Here is a 17,665-nt window from a genome sequence, read left to right on the forward strand (position 1 = left end):
ACTGTTCGAAACTACCTCCCCGCTCGCTCCGTGTCAACGGATCTTGCGGGAACGAAGAGGACACTAGCAGCTCACCGGGGGCGGACGCACATCAGGCGGCCGTCGGCACGGTGGCGCTGCGTTCGGCCGCCTCCACGTCGCCCGTGTCACCGGCGCGCACCGCACGGGCGCCCAAGACGTAGACGTAGGCAAGGAAGGCCAGCTCGGCGACGACTCCGATGGTGATTCGGGCCCAGGTGGGCAGGCCGGACGGGGTGACGAAGCCTTCGATGGCGCCGGAGAGGAACAGGACCAGGGCGAGGCCGATCGCCATGCCGATGGCGGCTCGTCCCTCCTCGGCGAGGGCGGTGCGCCGAGTGCGTGGGCCCGGGTCGATGACGGTCCAGCCGAGACGCAGACCGGTGCCGGCGGCCACGAAGACCGCGGTCAGTTCCAGCAGGCCGTGGGGCAGGACGAGGCCGAGGAAGGTGTCGAGGCGGCCGGCCGACGACATCAGGCCGAAGCCGACGCCGAGGTTGAGCATGTTCTGGAACAGGATCCAGAGGACTGGCAGGCCCAGGAAGACGCCCAGGATCAGGCAGAGTGCGGCCGCCCAGGCATTGTTCGTCCAGACCTGTGCGGCGAAGGAGGCCGCGGGATGGCTCGAGTAGTACGTCTCGTACTGGCCGCCGGGGCGGGTCATCTCGCGCAGTTCGCCGGGCGCCGCGATGGTGGACTGCACCTCCGGGTGGGTGCCGATCCACCAGCCCAGGAGCGCCGCGACGGCGGTCGACAGGAGAGCCGTGGGGACCCACCAGTGGCGCGCCCGGTAGACGGCGGCAGGGAACTGGTGGGTCAGGAAGCGGGCGACATCACGCCAGGAAGATCGACGAGCTCCTGTTACGGCACTGCGGGCGCGGGCCACCAGTTGGCTGAGCCGACCGGTCAGCTGCGGGTCGGGCGCACTGGACCGGATCAGGGAGAGATGGGTGGCTGTGCGCTGGTAGAGGGAGACGAGCTCGTCGGTCTCGGCGCCGGTCAGTCGGCGCCGACGCCTGAGCAGGGCGTCCAGGCGGTCCCACTCCGCACGGTGGGCGGAGACGAAGACGTCGAGGTCCATTCGGTGTGCCTGCTCCTCGGCTGTCGTCGGCGGCTCATCGTGGATCAGCTTGTCGTACTGCGGCGCGGTGTGTCCTCAGCTTGGCAGACTGGCAGGGACGGGGTCGGTCAGGGGAAGGGCGGCAGGCGTGAGTGAGCTGGTGACGGGTGAGGCGGTGGCGCTGGAGCTGCGCCCCGCGAGACTGCCCAGCAGGGCACTGGCCGTTCTGCTCGACCTGGCGGTGGCCGTGGCCGTCTATGTGGCGGTGACTGTCGCTCTGATGGTCTCCACCGCATCCTTGGACATGGCCGCGCAGACAGCGATATCGATCGCGGCTTTCGTCCTGGTGCTCGTGGGAGGGCCGATCACGGTGGAGACGCTCAGCCACGGACGGTCGCTCGGGAAGATGGCGTGCGGTCTGCGGGTGGTGCGGGACGACGGCGGGCCGATCCGGTTCCGGCACTCGCTGGTGCGGGGGCTGATCGGGGTGATCGAAATCCTCATGACGTTCGGCGTCGTCGCCTGTATCGCCTCGCTGGTGTCGGCGCGGGGGCGGCGGCTCGGTGATGTGTTCGCGGGGACTCTCGTCGTGCGGGAACGGGTGCCCGTGTCGACGGCGGGTTTCGTGCCGCCTCCTCCGCCCTGGCTGGCGGGACGGTTCTCCGGGCTCGACCTGTCCGCCGTGCCCGATGATCTGTGGCTCGCCGTCCGTCAGTACCTGACGCGGATGGGGCAGCTCGATGCCCGCGTCGGCTGGAGCATGGCGGAACGGCTCGCCGCCGATGTGGCGGTTCGTACGGGTGCTCCGGCGCCGGAAGGTGTTCCGCCGGCGGCCTACCTGGCGGCGGTACTGCACGAACGGCAGGCTCGGGAGGCCCGACGGGCATACAGGGGTGCGGTCGCCGGTGGTCCCACGGGCTTCACGGGCCACTCACATCCCGCGGGTCACCCACCCCCCACGGACCACCCAAGCTCCGCCGGCCACACGGCGACGGGGCCCGTCGGTCCGCCTCCGGCGAACCCTCCCGTGGTGCCGCCGACCGCGTCTTCGCCGGAGAACCGGCCCGAGGCGACGGGAGGCGCTCCGTCGGACACCCGTAACGGCACCGGGTTCGTGCCGCCCGCGTAGGCCGGGCGGGGGGGTGTGCCCCCGCGACCACCCTCGCGGGAATACCCCCGCGACCTCGCGGCGCTTGCCGTCCGACGTCGCTCACGGGAAGACGGACGGCGGTGACTCGAGGTCCTCCAGCTCCAGGCCGGGGGCCGCGAGCACGACGTCGCCGGCGATGTGCACGGCGTGCTGCTCACCGGTGTCCAGGGCTGTGACCTGGTATTCGTCCACGGTGAGAGGGCCGTTGTCAGTGGCGTGTGCTTCTCTGTCGAGCAAGGCCCAGGACTGGTCCACGGTGCGGGGGGCGAGGACCGGGTCGGTGAGGGCGACGAGGCGTACGCGGGTGGCCGATGCGGAGGGGGTGAGGCGCAGGAGACGGGTGACCGCGACGAGGAAGGCCGGGGAGGTGCCGGTGAAGGCGTGGGCGTGTGCGTTGCCTTCGGTGGCGTGGACTCCGGTGGGGTCGGTACGGACCCAGGTGACACCGTCGATGGCCGCACCACGGACCTGCCAGCTCGCGGCCTGGAGTTCGAGGCGGATGGGGCGGCCGAGTTCGTCCAGGGCGAGGTCGACTGAGCCGTGGTGGTCTCCGGCCGGTGTGGTCAGCCGGGAGACGTAGCGCCAGCCGGAAGGGCCGGGGGCGCACTGGAAGTGTTCTTCTGCGAGGGGGGTGTGGTCGTGCGGGTCGTGGAGCGAATAACGGCCGCGGGGCATGGTGGTCCTGGGTGGTGACGGGCTGCTGGTCCGGCCGCTGAGGCGCCAACGGGGCAGGCCCCCGGCACGGGGGTGCGGGGGCCTGTCACGGAGGTGCCGGCAGTCGGCCGACGGGGTGTGTCTGCGCACGGACCCACCCCGTCGGCTGTGACGCGGGCTTGCTCAGTAGCGGTAGTGGTCCGCCTTGTAGGGGCCCTCGACCTTGACGCCGATGTAGTCGGCCTGCTCCTTGCGGAGCGTGGTCAGCTTGACGCCGAGCGCGTCGAGGTGGAGGCGGGCGACCTTCTCGTCGAGGTGCTTGGGCAGCACGTAGACGTCGGTCGGGTATTCGTCGGGCTTGGTGAACAGCTCGATCTGGGCCAGGGTCTGGTCCGCGAACGAGTTGGACATGACGAACGACGGGTGGCCGGTCGCGTTGCCCAGGTTCAGCAGGCGGCCCTCGGAGAGGACGATGAGGACCTTGCCGTCGGGGAAGGTCCAGGTGTGGACCTGCGGCTTGACCTCGTCCTTGACGATACCGGGGATGGCGGCGAGGCCGGCCATGTCGATCTCGTTGTCGAAGTGGCCGATGTTGCCGACGATGGCCTGGTGCTTCATCTTGGCCATGTCCGCGGCCATGATGATGTCCTTGTTGCCGGTCGTGGTGACGAAGATGTCGGCCTGGCCGACGACGTCGTCCAGCGTCGCGACCTGGTAGCCGTCCATCGCCGCCTGGAGGGCGCAGATCGGGTCGATCTCGGTGACGATGACGCGGGCTCCCTGGCCGCGCAGCGACTCCGCGCAGCCCTTGCCGACGTCGCCGTAGCCGCAGACGACGGCGGTCTTGCCGCCGATGAGCACGTCCGTGGCGCGGTTGATGCCGTCGATCAGGGAGTGGCGGCAGCCGTACTTGTTGTCGAACTTGGACTTCGTCACCGCGTCGTTCACGTTGATCGCCGGGAACAGCAGGGTGCCGTCGCGGTGCATCTCGTACAGGCGGTGGACGCCGGTGGTGGTCTCCTCGGTGACGCCGCGGATCTCGGACGCCAGCTGGGTCCACTTCTGCGGGGTCTCGCTCACCGTGCGGGTGAGGACCTCGAGGATGACGCGGTGCTCGTCGGACTCGGCGGTGTCGACCGAGGGGACCTTGCCGTCCTTCTCGTACTCGACGCCCTTGTGGACGAGGAGGGTGGCGTCACCGCCGTCGTCCAGGATCATGTTCGGGCCACCGGTGGGGGTGTTCGGCCAGGTCAGCGCCTGCTCCGTGCACCACCAGTACTCCTCGAGGCTCTCGCCCTTCCAGGCGAAGACGGGGATGCCCTGCGGGTTGTCGGGCGTGCCGTTCGGGCCGACGGCGATGGCGGCGGCCGCGTGGTCCTGGGTGGAGAAGATGTTGCAGGACGCCCAGCGGACGTCGGCGCCCAGGGCGACGAGGGTTTCGATGAGCACGGCGGTCTGCACGGTCATGTGCAGGGAGCCGGTGACGCGGGCGCCGGCGAGGGGCTGGGCCTCGGCGTACTCCTTGCGGATCGCCATGAGGCCGGGCATCTCGTGCTCGGCGAGGGTGATCTCCTTGCGGCCGAACGCGGCCAGGGAGAGGTCGGCGACCTTGAAGTCCTGCTGGTTGTCGACAGTCGTCATTACGGGCTGCTCCTCGGGTTGGGTCGAGGTGATTACGGCTGACCTGCGCGGCGGCGGACACAGAGGTGCCCCGAAGAGGACACAGGCATGCCCGCGTGCGCGCAGCGCAGTCCGTCGGAGGCCCTCTCTCCCTCGGCCGGTCCGTGCTGGACCGCCCGACCGCCATCAGCAGCGACGTCTGGCTCCGTCCCAAGCTACACCGATGGCGCCCGCCGCCCCCAGTCCGCCTCCGAACACTTCAGGACGTTCACGAAGAGTCACGGGATGCGCGGGGGCGGAGCCGACGGGGCCCGCCGAGTGGATCGGCGGGCACCCGTCGGGCAAGGCAGGTGCGGGTGTCAGTGGGCGGCGGGCGGCGCGGCCGGGCCCCCCGGGGTCGCCTCGCGGTCCGGGCCCCTGGTCGCCTCGGACTCGCTGTAGATGTCCGGTTCCAGGTAGATGACGCGGGCGATCGGCACGGCCTCGCGGATACGGGCCTCGGCGGTGTCGATCGCGGAGGCGATCTCGGTGGCCGTGCCGTCGTGCCGGACGGCGATCTTGGCGGCGACGAGCAGTTCCTCGGGGCCGAGGTGGAGTGTGCGCATGTGGATGACGCCGGTGACCGTGTCGCCCGCGACGATCGCGGCCTCGATCTGCTGGGCCGTCTCGGGTCCGGCGGCCTCGCCGAGCAGCAGGGACTTGGTCTCGACGGCCAGGACCAGCGCGATCAGGATGAGCAGCACGCCGATGCACAGGGTGCCGATGCCGTCCCAGACACCGTCGCCGGTGAGCAGGGCCATTCCGACGCCACCGAGGGCGAGGATGAGGCCGACGAGGGCGCCGAGGTCCTCGAGGAGGACGACCGGCAGCTCGGGGGCCTTGGCGTGGCGGACGAACTCCTTCCAGGACTTCTTTCCGCGCAGGGTGTTGGACTCCTTGATGGCGGTCCGGAAGGAGAAGGCCTCGGCGATGATCGCGAAGACCAGGACGCCCACCGGCCAGTACCAGTGCTCGATCTCGTGCGGGTGCTTGATCTTCTCGTAGCCCTCGTAGAGGGCGAACATGCCGCCGACCGAGAAGAGCACGATGGAGACGAGGAAGGCGTAGATGTAGCGTTCGCGGCCGTAGCCGAACGGGTGCTGGGGGGTGGCCTCGCGCTGGGCGCGCTTGCCGCCGAGGAGCAGGAGTCCCTGGTTGCCGGAGTCGGCGAGGGAGTGCACGGACTCCGCGAGCATCGATGACGATCCACTGAAGATGAAGGCCACGAATTTCGCTACCGCGATCGAGAGGTTGGCGAACAGTGCCGCCACGATCGCCTTGGTTCCGCCTGACGCGCTCATGTGTCGCGTTGTCCCTTCGCCTTCGTCTGCGTCCGTACGCCGGTGGGGGCTCGGCCGGTCGTCGGCTCTGCCCCTCCCTGGCGGTGCGTCATTGTTGCAGCCCTCGTGGGCTCCGACGTGCCGGTTGCCCCGTCCTGCGCCCGTCAGACGTGCGTCCTACCTGCGTCAGGCGACCACGGTGGCCCGGAAGAGGGTGCCGGATCCGGACACTTCGGCCTTTTCTCCTGCTGGAACGAAGACGGACCGGCCGGGTGCCAGCTCGTGTTCGCCCGTCCGTACGGTGCCGGCCGTGCAGAGCAGGATCTGCGGGGTGGGCAGGGCGAGGTCGTGGACGCCGGAGCCCTCGGGAAGGACGTAGCGGGACAGGCGGAACTCGTCGATCGGGGTGTCGTAGACCTCTTCGCCGTCGGGTGACGCCTCCGGGCGGAGGATGCCGGGGTCGCCGGCCTCGAAGCGGACGATGCGCAGCAGTTCGGGGACGTCGACGTGTTTGGGGGTCAGGCCGCAGCGCAGGACGTTGTCGGAGTTGGCCATGATCTCGACGCCGAGGCCGTCGAGGTAGGCGTGCGGAATGCCGGCACCGAGGAACAGGGCCTCGCCGGGCTGGAGCCGGACGTGGTTGAGGAGCATCGCGGCGAGGACGCCGGGGTCGCCCGGGTAGTGGTGGGCGATGCCGGCGTAGGGCGCGTAGGCGCCGCCGAGACGATCGCAGGCGGCCGCGGTCTCGGCGACCGTGCGGGACATCTCCTCGGGGTCGGCCGTGAGGATCGCGGTGAGGACCTCGCGCAGGGCGGCGTCCTCGGGGTGCGCGCGGAGCAGGTCGACGTAGGGCTTGAGGGAGGCGACGCCGAGCCCGTCGAGCAGGTCGGCCGTCTCGGCCGGGGCCCGGAAGCCGCACAGGCCGTCGAACTCGGTGAGGGCGCAGACCAGTTCGGGCTTGTGGTTGGCGTCCTTGTAGTTGCGGTGCGGGGCGTCCAGGGGGACGCTCCGCAGCTCCTCGTCCTCGTAGCCCGCCCTGGCCTGGGCCAGGTCGGGGTGGACCTGGAGGGAGAGCGGGGCGCCGGCGGCGAGGAGCTTGAGGAGGAAGGGCAGCCGGGGGCCGAACTTGGCGACGGAGGCGGCGCCCAGTTCCTTCTCGGGGTCGTCGTCGACGACCTCGGCGAGGGTGCCCCGGCCGGTGCGGGAGGGGGCGCCGGGGTGGGCTCCCATCCACATCTCCGCCTGCGGTTCGCCGGTCGGCTCGGTCCCCAGCAGGGTCGGGATCGCGGTGGTGGAGCCCCAGGCGTAGGGGCGGACGGTGTTGTCGAGGCGGTCCATGGGCTCTCTCTGCCGGTGCGTGCGCGGTGCGTGTTCTGGTACGTGACTCTGTTGCCTGGCGCGCGCTGAGGTGCGTGGCCTGGTGCGTGACGCTGAGTTCGTGTCCTGGTGCGTGGCGCTGATGCGTACGAGATCGAGACGAGATCGTCGTACCGAATGGTGCGTACGGGATCAGGCGCCGGAGGCGAGCGCCAGGTAGACGGCGGCGAAATCCGTGATGGCGATCAGTTCGGCGAGGGTCTCCAGTTCGCCACCGGCTTCCGGCTCCAGTTCGCTGATCGGCGTGTCGTGGCCGAGGGCCAGGTCACGGGCGCCGGGGGCGGCGGTGAGGCCGCCGCTGGGGCGGTCGCGCAGGAGCACCACGCGCGCGTGCAGGGCGGGTGCCTCCTCGACGCGGTCGCGGAAGAAGTCGTCCGGGTCGGCGGCGGCGGCGAGTTGACCGGCGAGCAGGGCGCTGTGCGCGGCGAGTGCCTCGGGCAGCTCGGCGACGACGGCCGGGGTGCCGGCCAGTTCGGCGAGTGCGGCGGCGAAGCGGCGGCCCGCCGGACCGGCCGAGGTGCCCTCGGTCCAGATGACCGGGAGGGCGTCGGCGAGTTCGGACGCCAGGGTCTTGGCGGGGTTGCTGTACGTCACGATGGCCGGCCCGCAGCGCTCGGCGATGCGGTCGAGGCGGTCGGCGACCTTCTCGATGGCGTCGGGTGACGCGTCGAGCAGGGCGGTGCGGTCCAGCAGCGCGAGGAGCGGGGTGAGCAGTGCCCACAGGACGCCGGGGGCGGCACCGGCGAGGGGTTCGTCGTGGTCGTAGGGGGCGGTCGCCATCGGGATGAACAGGCCGTGCGAGCCGTTCACCGACTCGCCGAGCGGGGAACGGGCGGGGGCGACGGCGACCACCGTGCAACCCCGGCGGTAGGCCTGTTCGGCGAGCAGGGCGAGGCCCGGCTCGGTGCCGTCGGGGGTGGCGATCAGCAGGAGGTCCACGGAGCCGGCCCAGCCGGGCAGTTCCCAGCGCAGGGCGCCCGCGGCGGGGGCGACGCCGGTGGGGGCGAGGCGGGTGACGGGGCTGCCGGCGCCGGCGAGGGTGCCGAGGAGGTCGGCGGCCTGGGTGGCGGCAGCGCCGGGGCCGGCGATCAGGACGGCGCGGGGGCGCCCGTCCGGCTTGAGGTTGCCCACTCCCGCCTCGGCGGCGTGCCGGGCGGCGGTGCGCACGCGGGCGCCGGCCTCGGCGGCGCCGCGGAGCAGGCCGCGGCGGTCGGCCTCGGTGAGGCGTTCCGGGGCGTCGAGGAGCGATTCGTCGAGCATGGCGGCAGTCTCCGATCGCCGGATGCGTTCGTGTTCGGGTACGCGGGTCGCCTGGCCGTGCGTGGGCCGTCGGTTACTCGGGGCGGCGGGCCTCGTCGACGAGGAGGACGGGGATGCCGTCGCGAACCGGGTACGCCAGGCCGCAGTCCTGGCCGGTGCAGATCAGCTCCGCGTCCCGCTCCTCGAGGGGTGCGTGGCAGGCCGGGCAGGCGAGGATCTCCAGGAGGCCGGCTTCGAGCGGCATGAGGGTTCCCTTCGGGGGCGGTTCGGCTTGTGCGGATGTGCTGGTCAGGGTACCGCCGGTGGGGGTCGGGTGTGGGGCGCCGCCCTACGACCTCCGCCGGACGCTGCCTCCTGGGCCTTGGGGCCTGCGCCCTTCGGCCACCGACTCGGCCGGTCGAAGGGCGAGTCGCTCCTCACACCCGGGTGGCGAGCGGCCCGCTCACGCCGGATGGCGAGCCGCCCCCTCACGCCCGGATGATCGCCAGCGCCTCGTCCCGCACCTTCGTCATCGTCGCCTCGTCCCGTGCCTCCGCGTTCAGGCGCAGCAGCGGCTCGGTGTTGGAGGGGCGGACGTTGAACCACCAGTCGGCGGCCGTGACGGTGAGACCGTCCAGGTCGTCCAGGGTGACGTCGGCGCGGCCCTCGTACGCGGCCCTGATCGCGGCGAGGCGGGCGGCCTGGTCGGCGACGGTGGAGTTGATCTCGCCGGAGCCGGCGTAGCGGTCGTACTGGGCGACCAGGGCGGACAGCGGGCCGTCCTGGCCGCCGAGGGCGGCGAGGACGTGGAGGGCGGCGAGCATGCCGGTGTCGGCGTTCCAGAAGTCGCGGAAGTAGTAGTGCGCGGAGTGCTCGCCGCCGAAGATGGCGCCGCTCCTGGCCATCTCGGCCTTGATGAAGGAGTGGCCCACGCGTGTGCGTGCCGGGGTGCCGCCGTTCTCCCGCACGACCTCCGGGACGGACCAGGAGGTGATCAGGTTGTGGATGACCGTGCCCTTGCCGCCGTTGCGGGCGAGCTCACGGGCGGCCACGAGGGCGGTCACCGCGGAGGGGGGGACCGGGTCCCCGTTCTGGTCGACGACGAAGCAGCGGTCGGCGTCGCCGTCGAAGGCGACGCCGAGGTCGGCGCCCTCCTCGCGTACGCGCTTCTGGAGGTCGACGAGGTTGGCCGGGTCGAGCGGGTTGGCCTCGTGGTTGGGGAAGGTGCCGTCCAGTTCGAAGTACATCGGCACGAGGTCGAGGGGCAGGCCGGCGAAGACCGAGGGGACGGTGTGGCCGCCCATGCCGTTGCCCGCGTCGACGACGACCTTGAGGGGACGGATGGCGGTGAGGTCGACCAGGGAGCGCAGGTGGGCCGCGTAGTCGGCGAGCGTGTCGCGCCGGGTGACCGTGCCCGGACGGGACGACGGCTCCGGGGTGCCGGACGCGCTCCACCGCTCCACGCACCCGCGGATCTCGGCGAGGCCCGTGTCCTGGCCGACGGGGGCGGCGCCCGCGCGGCAGAGCTTGATGCCGTTGTACTGGGCCGGGTTGTGCGAGGCCGTGAACATGGCGCCCGGCAGGTCCAGCGCGCCGGAGGCGTAGTACAGCTGGTCGGTGGAGCACAGGCCGATCTCGGTGACGTCGGCGCCGCGGGCCGTCGCCCCGCGCGCGAAGGCGCCGGACAGGGCCGGGGACGAGGGCCGCATGTCGTGGCCGACCACGATGGCGTCCGCGCCGGTCAGCTCGACGAAGGCCGCGCCGAACAGCTCGGCCAGCGACTCGTCCCACTGGTCCGGGACCACACCGCGCACGTCGTACGCCTTCACGATCTGCGACAGATCAGCAGCAGCCACGGCCAACCTTCCTGGAAGTCCTGTCGGAGCCCACAAACTACCCGCAACCGCCGACCGGGTGTCGGGCGGTTCCCACAGGTCGGGGCGAGTTCAGGGCGGCACCGGCGGGAGGCAGAGCAGCGGAGAGGTGGCGAGGCAGGGAGGAGAGGGTGGGCTCAGTTGTCCGGCGAGCGCAGTACGCGCAGATGGCCGCGGCGCGCGACCTCCATCGGATCGGCCGCCCTCGGTCCGCCTCCGGCCTCGGCCGCCCGCTCCTGGGGGCGTGCCGCCTCGCGCACCGCGTTGGCGAGCGCTTCCAGGTCGTCACCGCTGGGACGGGCCGGGGCCGAGCCGTCGAGGAGGCGGACGACCTCCCAGCCGCGCGGGGCGGTGAGGCGTTCGGAGTGCTCGGCACAGAGGTCGTAGCAGTGAGGTTCGGCGTAGGTGGCGAGCGGGCCGAGGACCGCGGTCGAGTCGGCGTAGACGTACGTCAGCGTCGCGACGGCGGGACGACCGCAGGCGGTGCGCGAACAGCGACGTACAGGGCTCACGATGTTGGACGGTACCGCACTCTTGAGCGGGCCGCGACGACTCTCCACCACGTCACACCACCGTGTCGTGACACGAAACGCCCATCGTGACTCTCCGGGCGCACCTCGTTGACCTGCGGTGACGGCGGCCTTCGGGATACCGGACGGCCTCAGGAGCGGTCACGACCTGATACAAACAGCGACATTTCCCTCGACTCCGGCGGTCGCGGAGAGATACGAAATCGAGCCCGACCTTGGCTGGAATGGTCATCCGGCGACATGTGACGCGGAGAGCCCGGGCGTGGTCCGGTGTGCGTGTGCGGACCGGCGCGCGGACCTCGCGGGGACTACCCTTCAGCAGTGATGGACAACCCCGTGACGCCCCGTGATGCCGGCCGCCCAGGGCCCCGCCGTCGTGATCGCCACGGTCGGGGCATGCGTGGACCGGTCGCACCTCCGCAGGTACCGCTCGCCGCGAGCCGCGGCGAGGTGTTCGCGGACCTGGTGCAGGACTCCGTGGAGCGCCTGGAGCGCCGGTGGCCGCAGCTCGCCGACATCGATTTCCTCGTCCGCGACGTACCGCGGCTGGACGCTGCCGCCGGGTCCGGGGAGGTCTGGGACGACGAGGCGGTCCCGCTGGGGGGGACGGTGCCCTCGCGGGACGGGCAGCGGGGGCGGGTGGTCGTGTACCGGCGGCCGGTCGAGATCCGGACCAAGGGGCGGGACGAGCGGGCCGCGCTGGTCCACGAGGTCGTGGTGGAGCAGGTCGCGGAGCTGCTGGGCCTGACCCCGGAGACGGTGGATCCCCGCTACGGGGAGGACTGAGCGGCGGGTGCGCGGGCGGCAGCCCCGGGCCACCTCCGATGACGGCCCGAGGCAGGCTCTGTGTGCCTCCCTCGATCGCGGATGCCCGTGATCCACCAGGCCCACGGTCGAGCATCCCGGCCACTGCCTACTGCCTCTGCAGCACCGACAGGTCCTCGTCCGCGTTCGGCACCGAGACCGTTCCCCGGTCGTCGCGGAGGGTTTGTACGGTGAAGGACGCCACGTCGTCGTCCTGCCCGGTCAGGGTGCGGGACGCGTGGACCGGGCCGCCCGAGACGGTTTCGACCGTCAGCGCGTAGGTCCCCTCGAGGCCGGCGGGAACCGGTGCCTCCACGTCCTGCGTGGTGCCGCCCTTGATCGTGTACGTCTTGGTCGCCGTCGTACCGCCCTCGCTGCCCGCCGACGCCGTGACCTTGACCTTCGCGCCCTTTTCGGGGGCGGTCAGGGACAGTGTCGTGCTCTTGGCGCGGTTGTCCGCGACCGTCGCACGTGCCCCGACCGGGTCGGAGGCCGGAATGAACGCCGACTCCTGTTCGCCGCCCTTGCCCCGCACGACCCGGACCGCCGCCACGACCGGAACGGACCCGTTCGTCGGCGTCAGCACCAGCGACCCCGCCTCGCCGCGCGTGACCTCGCCCAGGTCGACGCCCGTCGTCATGCCCGCCTTGACGCGCACCGTCTCGTGCCCGGCGGGCGTGATGAGCCCGGACGGCGAGGCGAGCCGCACCTTGAGGTCGGCATCGGTGCCACCGGGCGTGAACAGCACCAGGCGTACGGCTGTGGCGTCCTTCGGGATGCCCGGCAGCACGAGGTCGCTCGCCGGGTCCGCGGCCGCGGTCAGCCAGTCGCCGCCCGTCTTGTCGTCCAGGGCCTGCACCGCGGCCCCGACCCGCCCGCTGCGCACACCGACGTGCACCGTGACGTCGGTCTGCTCCTCGTCGCTGAGCGTGGACAGCAGGAGCGACTCACTGCCGTGCGGTGGCACCGTGACGCCCTCCCCCACCGTCGACTTCAGGGCTCCGTACTTGCCGTAGAGCTCGATGTCGACGACGGCCGCCGAGTCGTCCGGGTTCGTCAGGTGCACATAGTCGGTGCGGTCGGTCGCCGTGCTGACGCCCGGGAACCAGAACTCCGTGTCCGGTGCGGTGCAGTTGACGCCCTGCAGGCCCCGGCCCGTCCCGGCGGCGACCTCGGTGGTCTGCTGGACCGTCCAGCCCGGCGCGTAGCCGCCCTGCGCGGTGCCGACCAGCGCCGGGGTGTCGGCGCCGGAGGCCTCGCCGGTGGCCGGCGTGCCGGGCGCCTCGGGCTGCACGACGGGCTTCTCGCCGCCCTTCCCGCCCTTCTCGCCTTCCGCGCCCTTCTCGTCCGTCTTCTTCTCTCCGGACTTGTCGCCGGTCTTCTGGTCCTTGGTGGCTCCGGCCGTGAGTACGGCCTCGCCCTTCTCGTCGGCGCCCTTCGTGACGGGCGTGAAGGACGTGTACGACGTCTCGGCGAGGTCGGAGTTGCTCGGCGCCGGGCACAGCAGGCTGGTGCGCTCCACGGGCAGTCGGGCGGCCGGCCTCGCGGCGTCCGCGCCGGTGGCGTCCGGTGTGGACACCGCCGCGAACCCGGTGACGGCGGCGAGCGCGGTCGCGCCGGCGAACAGGGACAGGGTCGTGCGCTTCACTGCTGGCTCCCGTCGGGACGTTCACTGCCCGTGCCGTGGGGGTGGTGGGGCTGGGAAGGCTCGTGCGACGTGTCGTATCCGCCCTGGCCGTACACCTGGTCGTAGGCGCCGGCCTGGGACTGGTCGCCGTAGGCGGCGTACGGGTCGTACTGGCCCGCCTCGTACTGGCCCGCCTGGCCGCCCTGACCGCCCTGACCGCCCTGATAGGCGTCCGCCTGGTACGGGTCGCCCTGGTACTGCTGCTGTCCGTAGGCGCCCGGATCGTACTGCTGGGCGTTCTGGTACTGCTCGCCGCCGTACGTGCCGTAGGAGCCGTACTCGGCGCCGGGGTACCCCGCCGGTTCCCACTCGCCGTACGCCGGCTGCTGCGGGACCGGCACGGGGGCCTGCGCGGGTGGGCCGGCCTCCTCGGTGCCGTCCGGGGGCACGGACACCGGATCGGTGCCTTCCGCGACCCCGGCCTCGGCCCCGGCCTCGGCCTCGGCCTCGGCCTGGGCGCGCAGGCGCCGGGCCCTGCGGCCCTCGCCTTCGAGGGCCTCGGCGGGGACGACCGGCTCGTCGGGCAGGTCGTCGTCGACGTCGCGGCGCCTGCCGGGCAGGGCGAGGACGACCAGGACTACGGCGAGGAGACCCTGGGCCCACAGCCAGACAGTGTGGGTGAAGGGTGCGTCGTAGGTGACATCCAGCTTCCCGCCTGAGGCGGGGAGTTCGAAGCCCTGTGCCCAGCCGTCGACCGTGGTGCGGGTGAGCGGCTTGCCGTCCAGGGTTGCCGTCCAGCCCTCGGCGGCGGTGTCGGCGAGGCGCAGCACACGGCCGTCGGAGCCGGACGGGATCTCGGTGTGGATCTCGACGGGCCCGGCCGCGACGGGCCGCGGTTCACCGGCTCCGGATCCGGCATCCGATCCGGCGTCGGAGTTCTCGCCGGGGACGATGGTCGCGCGCGCGACCTCCTGGTCCACCCGCCACAGCCCGCTGCCGTCCTGCTGGCTGAGCCGGCTCATGCCGGGTGTGGCGTCCAGGACGCGGGTGACCTCGCGGGGCGCGCCCTTGTGTACGAGGACGTAGCGCACGGCGAAGCCGCCGAGCTGGTCGGCCTGGTCGGCGCCGGAGCCGGCCACGAGGTTGGCGACGATCTTGTCGAGCCGGCTGTTCCCGCCGTCCGAGGCGGCCAGTTCGCCGTCGCCCAGGCGGGCTCCGGAGCCGCGGACCAGCATGTAGCTCACATGGGCCGCGGAGTCGCTGTCGAGGACGAGGGTGCGGGCCTGGTCGCGGGTGCGGCTCTCCTCGGCGACGAACGCGGGCACCTGGACGGGGTCGCGTCGCTCCAGGGGCCCGTCGGCGCCCCCGATCATCCAGCCGGTGGCGGCGATCAGCGGGCCGACGGCCGAGGCGAGGGCGATCAGGGCGGCGACGGGCTGGCGCCAGCCGAAGCTCTGCTCGGCCACCCGGGACCGTGCCCCGTCGGCGCCGAGGGTCGCGGCGGACAGCAGGGCGATGCCGTAGACGAGGGTGGCGGGGCCGGCCCATGCGGAGCGGTTGGAGAGCACCGCGAAGACCAGGGCGACCAGGGCGACGGCCCAGGCCGTGCGGACGCCCAACTGCCGCTCCGAGCGCAGCAGGGCGGCCAGCGCGGCCAGCACGATGCCGAGGAGGACCAGCCCGCCGACCGTGCCGGGGCCGCCGGGGCTCGCCCCGAGCAGGTCGAGGGCGGAGGCGGCCGAAGCCCCGTACTCCAGTCCGGCTTCGTCGAAGAAGCCGAACGGGAGCAGCGACAGCGACCAGGGGGCGAGAAGCAGCAGTGGGGTGCCGAGCTGGACCAGGAAGCGCGGCCCGTACGCCGTGATGTCGTCCCGGCGCAGGGCCAGGACGCCGACGCCGAGGAGCAGCGCGATGGGCCACACGACGGGTGTGAAGGCGGTGGTGACCGTCAGCAGCAGCGCGTACGCCCACGTGGCTCGCCAGCTGCCGCGGCTGCCGGACGAGCGCGTCAGGCCGGCCGCCGCGGCGCCCGCGCGCGCGACGAGCGGGAGCAGTACGGCCAGGACGGCGGTGCCGATGCGGCCGCCGGCGAGGGCGCCGGTGGCGGCGGGCAGGAAGGCGTAGGCGACGGCCGCCCAGGCGCGCAACAGCCGGGAGGTGACGAGCGGGCGGGAGGCGAAGTACGCGGTGACGCCGGCCAGGGGCACCGAGCAGACCAGCAGCAGGGTGACGGCGAGCCCGGTGGAGCCCAGCAGCAGGGTGGCGAGCGTGGCGACGAGGGCGAGGTAGGGCGGCGCGGAGGCGGTGCCGCCGGTGCTCACGGTGTGCCAGGCGTCCGTGTACCGCGACCACAACTCGCCGGCGCCGGCCGGGGCGGGCAGCAGCGCGCCGCCCGCCAGCGCGCCGCCGCCGAACAGGGCGCGGCAGGCGGCGAGGGAGACGAGCAGCAGTACGAGGAAGAGCAGCGGGCCGGGCTTGCGGGCGACGCGCTTGAGGCGGGCGAACTGCTCCACCTCGAGGAAGTCGGCGTCGTCGCCGCCGGGTCCGGACTCGATGGCACCGCCGTGCCGTCCGGCACCGGGGGCCGTCTCGGCGTCGGAACTGCCGGCCAGGTTGCCCGCGACCTGTTCGACGGTGACGCGGATGGTGGCGCCCGGGGGCGGGAACAGGGGGCGCAGTTCGTCCTTCTCGACCTGCGGGCGGCCCCGCTCGCGCCGTCCGGCGATGATGCGCTCGGGGCGGAGCAGGACGCCCAGCAGGCCGCGGATCTCGTCGACGGCCTGCCCGGGGGCCTTGCCCACGAGATAGGCGAGGGTCCGCAGCAGGGTGCCGAGGACGATGCGCAGCAGCACCCAGGGCAGGACGGCCGTACGGGCGTTGACGAGGAGAGTGTGGACGGCGCCGGCCTTGTCCACCTTGTGCGGGGAGGCGGTGGTGCGGCCCGCGCAGTCGACGGCGCGGCGTTCGCGGGAGGCCGCCTCGGCGTGGCGTACGACCGCCTCGGGGGCGACGAGGACGCGGAGTCCGGCGGCGTGCGCGCGCCAGCACAGGTCGACGTCGTCACGCATCAGGGGCAGCCGGCGGTCGAATCCGCCGAGCCGCTCGAAGACGTCACGCCGGATCAGCATGCCGGCGGTGGACACGGACAGGACGGACCGGACGTGGTCGTGCTGGCCCTGGTCCTGTTCTCGGCGGTCCAGGCCGGTCCAGCGGCGGCCGGAGTTGGCGATGGAGACGCCGACCTCCAGCAGTTGCCGGCGGTCGTACCAGCCGCGGAGCTTGGGGCCGACGACGGCGACGTCGTCGCGGCCGAGTTCGTACTCGTTGTCCACGACGCGCAGCAGCTGGGCGAGGGCGTCGGGTTCGGGGGCGCAGTCGTCGTGCAGCAGCCACAGCCACTGCACCGGCTCTCCGTGGGGGAGCTCCGGCAGGTCGTACGTGTCGTCGCGCCAGGTGTGGGTGACGGGGTCCCAGCCGCTGGGCCGCCTCAGGTACGACAGGTCGTCCGGGGTGAGGAGCGGGGCGGTGCGGGCCGCCTCCTCGACGGCCTGGCCGAAGCCGGTGCGCCGGGCGAGGTGGAGCACGCGGTCGTCACCGAGGGCCTCGGTGACGAGCCTGGCGGATTCGTCGGCGCTGCCGGTGTCGGCGGCCACGGCGTACTGGACGGGGCGCTCCTGGCCGAGCAGCCCGGCGAGGGCGTCTGGCAGCCAGCGGGCTCCGTCATGGGCGACGAGGACCGCGGTCACCACGTGGCGCGGGAACTCAGGTGTGGCAGCGAGGTCTTGCTGGGCTGCCGTGTGGCTGTGCACGGACATCGAGGTACGGGCCCCGGTTCGGTGGACTGCGGTGGACACCCGTGCCCGTTGGGGGTGGCGGGGCGTCTCGGACGAGCGCCCACACTATCGGCTGGGCAGGGTGGCGATCCGCCGCCTGTGGACAACCCGCCCGCGAGGGGCCGTTCCTGCCGTTATGTACGTGGGGAGGTGCGCCGCCTGCCGGCCGGCGGGTCAGACGGCGGCCTTCTTCAGGCGGCGGCGTTCCCGCTCGGACAGGCCGCCCCAGATACCGAAGCGCTCGTCGTGGGCAAGGGCGTACTCGAGGCACTCGGAGCGGACCTCGCAGGAGAGGCAGACCTTCTTGGCCTCCCTGGTGGAGCCGCCCTTCTCGGGGAAGAAGGACTCGGGGTCGGTCTGGGCGCACAGTGCGCGCTCCTGCCAGCCGAGTTCCTCGTCCGCGTCGTCGACCAGCAGTTGCTGCACCAGCTCGGTCATGTGCGCCCCTCGTCCGTCTTTCGCGTCCCCGTGATCTAGCCGTTACCGATTCCGGCTGAACGACACGAGTGAAATTACAAGTGTGCTGCTCCGGGCGAGTCAAGCCGAGATCTGCTATTGGG

14 protein-coding genes are annotated in these 17,665 nt (G+C 72.5%); 2 read left to right on the forward strand and 12 right to left on the reverse strand.

From position 1 onward, the window contains the following. Nucleotides 1–91: 91 nt before the first annotated feature. Entirely contained in the window at nucleotides 92–1,099 is a 1,008-nt protein-coding gene (locus ABEA26_RS29185; protein WP_345596355.1) for a stage II sporulation protein M, read from the reverse strand. A 127-nt stretch (nucleotides 1,100–1,226) separates the two neighbouring features. Here ABEA26_RS29185 and ABEA26_RS29190 point away from each other — a divergent pair, with 127 nt between their 5' ends. Beyond that, the gene (locus ABEA26_RS29190; protein WP_345596356.1) at nucleotides 1,227–2,207 is read left to right on the forward strand and encodes an RDD family protein; all 981 of its coding nucleotides are present in this window, start codon (nucleotides 1,227–1,229) and stop codon (nucleotides 2,205–2,207) included. Between the two features lie 81 nt (nucleotides 2,208–2,288). Here ABEA26_RS29190 and ABEA26_RS29195 read toward each other — a convergent pair whose 3' ends face one another. The 8 genes from ABEA26_RS29195 to ABEA26_RS29230 all read right to left on the reverse strand — a co-directional run bounded on the left by ABEA26_RS29195 (nucleotide 2,289) and on the right by ABEA26_RS29230 (nucleotide 10,871). Next, entirely contained in the window at nucleotides 2,289–2,903 is a 615-nt protein-coding gene (locus ABEA26_RS29195; protein ID WP_345596357.1) for a hypothetical protein, read from the reverse strand. A 162-nt stretch (nucleotides 2,904–3,065) separates the two neighbouring features. Continuing rightward, nucleotides 3,066–4,523: an adenosylhomocysteinase gene (gene ahcY, locus ABEA26_RS29200; protein ID WP_345596358.1), complete on the reverse strand. Its 1,458-nt coding sequence runs from the start codon at nucleotides 4,521–4,523 to the stop codon at nucleotides 3,066–3,068. Nucleotides 4,524–4,861: 338 nt separating this feature from the next. After that, nucleotides 4,862–5,842, reverse strand: coding sequence for a cation diffusion facilitator family transporter (locus ABEA26_RS29205; protein ID WP_345596359.1), 981 nt, complete (start codon nucleotides 5,840–5,842; stop codon nucleotides 4,862–4,864). Between the two features lie 165 nt (nucleotides 5,843–6,007). Beyond that, nucleotides 6,008–7,159: a mannose-6-phosphate isomerase, class I gene (gene manA, locus ABEA26_RS29210; RefSeq protein WP_345596360.1), complete on the reverse strand. Its 1,152-nt coding sequence runs from the start codon at nucleotides 7,157–7,159 to the stop codon at nucleotides 6,008–6,010. A 171-nt stretch (nucleotides 7,160–7,330) separates the two neighbouring features. Then, a complete protein-coding gene (locus ABEA26_RS29215; RefSeq protein ID WP_345596361.1) occupies nucleotides 7,331–8,458 on the reverse strand; it encodes an SIS domain-containing protein in 1,128 nt (375 codons plus the stop codon). A 73-nt stretch (nucleotides 8,459–8,531) separates the two neighbouring features. Beyond that, complete coding sequence (locus tag ABEA26_RS29220) at nucleotides 8,532–8,702, reverse strand: Trm112 family protein (protein WP_003975784.1); 171 nt, start codon at nucleotides 8,700–8,702, stop codon at nucleotides 8,532–8,534. A gap of 223 nt (nucleotides 8,703–8,925) precedes the next feature. Next, the gene (locus tag ABEA26_RS29225; RefSeq protein ID WP_345596362.1) at nucleotides 8,926–10,293 is read right to left on the reverse strand and encodes a phosphomannomutase/phosphoglucomutase; all 1,368 of its coding nucleotides are present in this window, start codon (nucleotides 10,291–10,293) and stop codon (nucleotides 8,926–8,928) included. Nucleotides 10,294–10,448: 155 nt separating this feature from the next. Beyond that, nucleotides 10,449–10,871, reverse strand: coding sequence for a DUF3499 domain-containing protein (locus ABEA26_RS29230; RefSeq protein ID WP_345596365.1), 423 nt, complete (start codon nucleotides 10,869–10,871; stop codon nucleotides 10,449–10,451). A gap of 294 nt (nucleotides 10,872–11,165) precedes the next feature. On the opposite strand from ABEA26_RS29230, the gene ABEA26_RS29235 reads away from it, so the two are divergent. Further along, nucleotides 11,166–11,627: a metallopeptidase family protein gene (locus ABEA26_RS29235; protein ID WP_345596366.1), complete on the forward strand. Its 462-nt coding sequence runs from the start codon at nucleotides 11,166–11,168 to the stop codon at nucleotides 11,625–11,627. Nucleotides 11,628–11,754: 127 nt separating this feature from the next. Here ABEA26_RS29235 and ABEA26_RS29240 read toward each other — a convergent pair whose 3' ends face one another. The 3 genes from ABEA26_RS29240 to ABEA26_RS29250 all read right to left on the reverse strand — a co-directional run bounded on the left by ABEA26_RS29240 (nucleotide 11,755) and on the right by ABEA26_RS29250 (nucleotide 17,543). After that, nucleotides 11,755–13,293 carry a DUF5719 family protein gene (locus tag ABEA26_RS29240; RefSeq protein WP_345596363.1) on the reverse strand — a complete coding sequence of 513 codons (1,539 nt, stop codon included), beginning with the start codon at nucleotides 13,291–13,293 and terminating at the stop codon, nucleotides 11,755–11,757. Further along, complete coding sequence (locus ABEA26_RS29245) at nucleotides 13,290–17,087, reverse strand: glycosyltransferase family 2 protein (RefSeq protein ID WP_345596364.1); 3,798 nt, start codon at nucleotides 17,085–17,087, stop codon at nucleotides 13,290–13,292. The genes ABEA26_RS29240 and ABEA26_RS29245 overlap by 4 nt, the downstream gene beginning before the upstream one ends. A 192-nt stretch (nucleotides 17,088–17,279) precedes the next feature. Further along, nucleotides 17,280–17,543, reverse strand: a complete 264-nt coding sequence (locus ABEA26_RS29250; protein WP_279562764.1) for a WhiB family transcriptional regulator — start codon at nucleotides 17,541–17,543, stop codon at nucleotides 17,280–17,282. Between the last annotated feature and the right edge of the window lie 122 nt (nucleotides 17,544–17,665).

The organism is Streptomyces marokkonensis, assembly GCF_039539045.1.
Classification (GTDB): Bacteria; Actinomycetota; Actinomycetes; order Streptomycetales; family Streptomycetaceae; genus Streptomyces; species Streptomyces marokkonensis.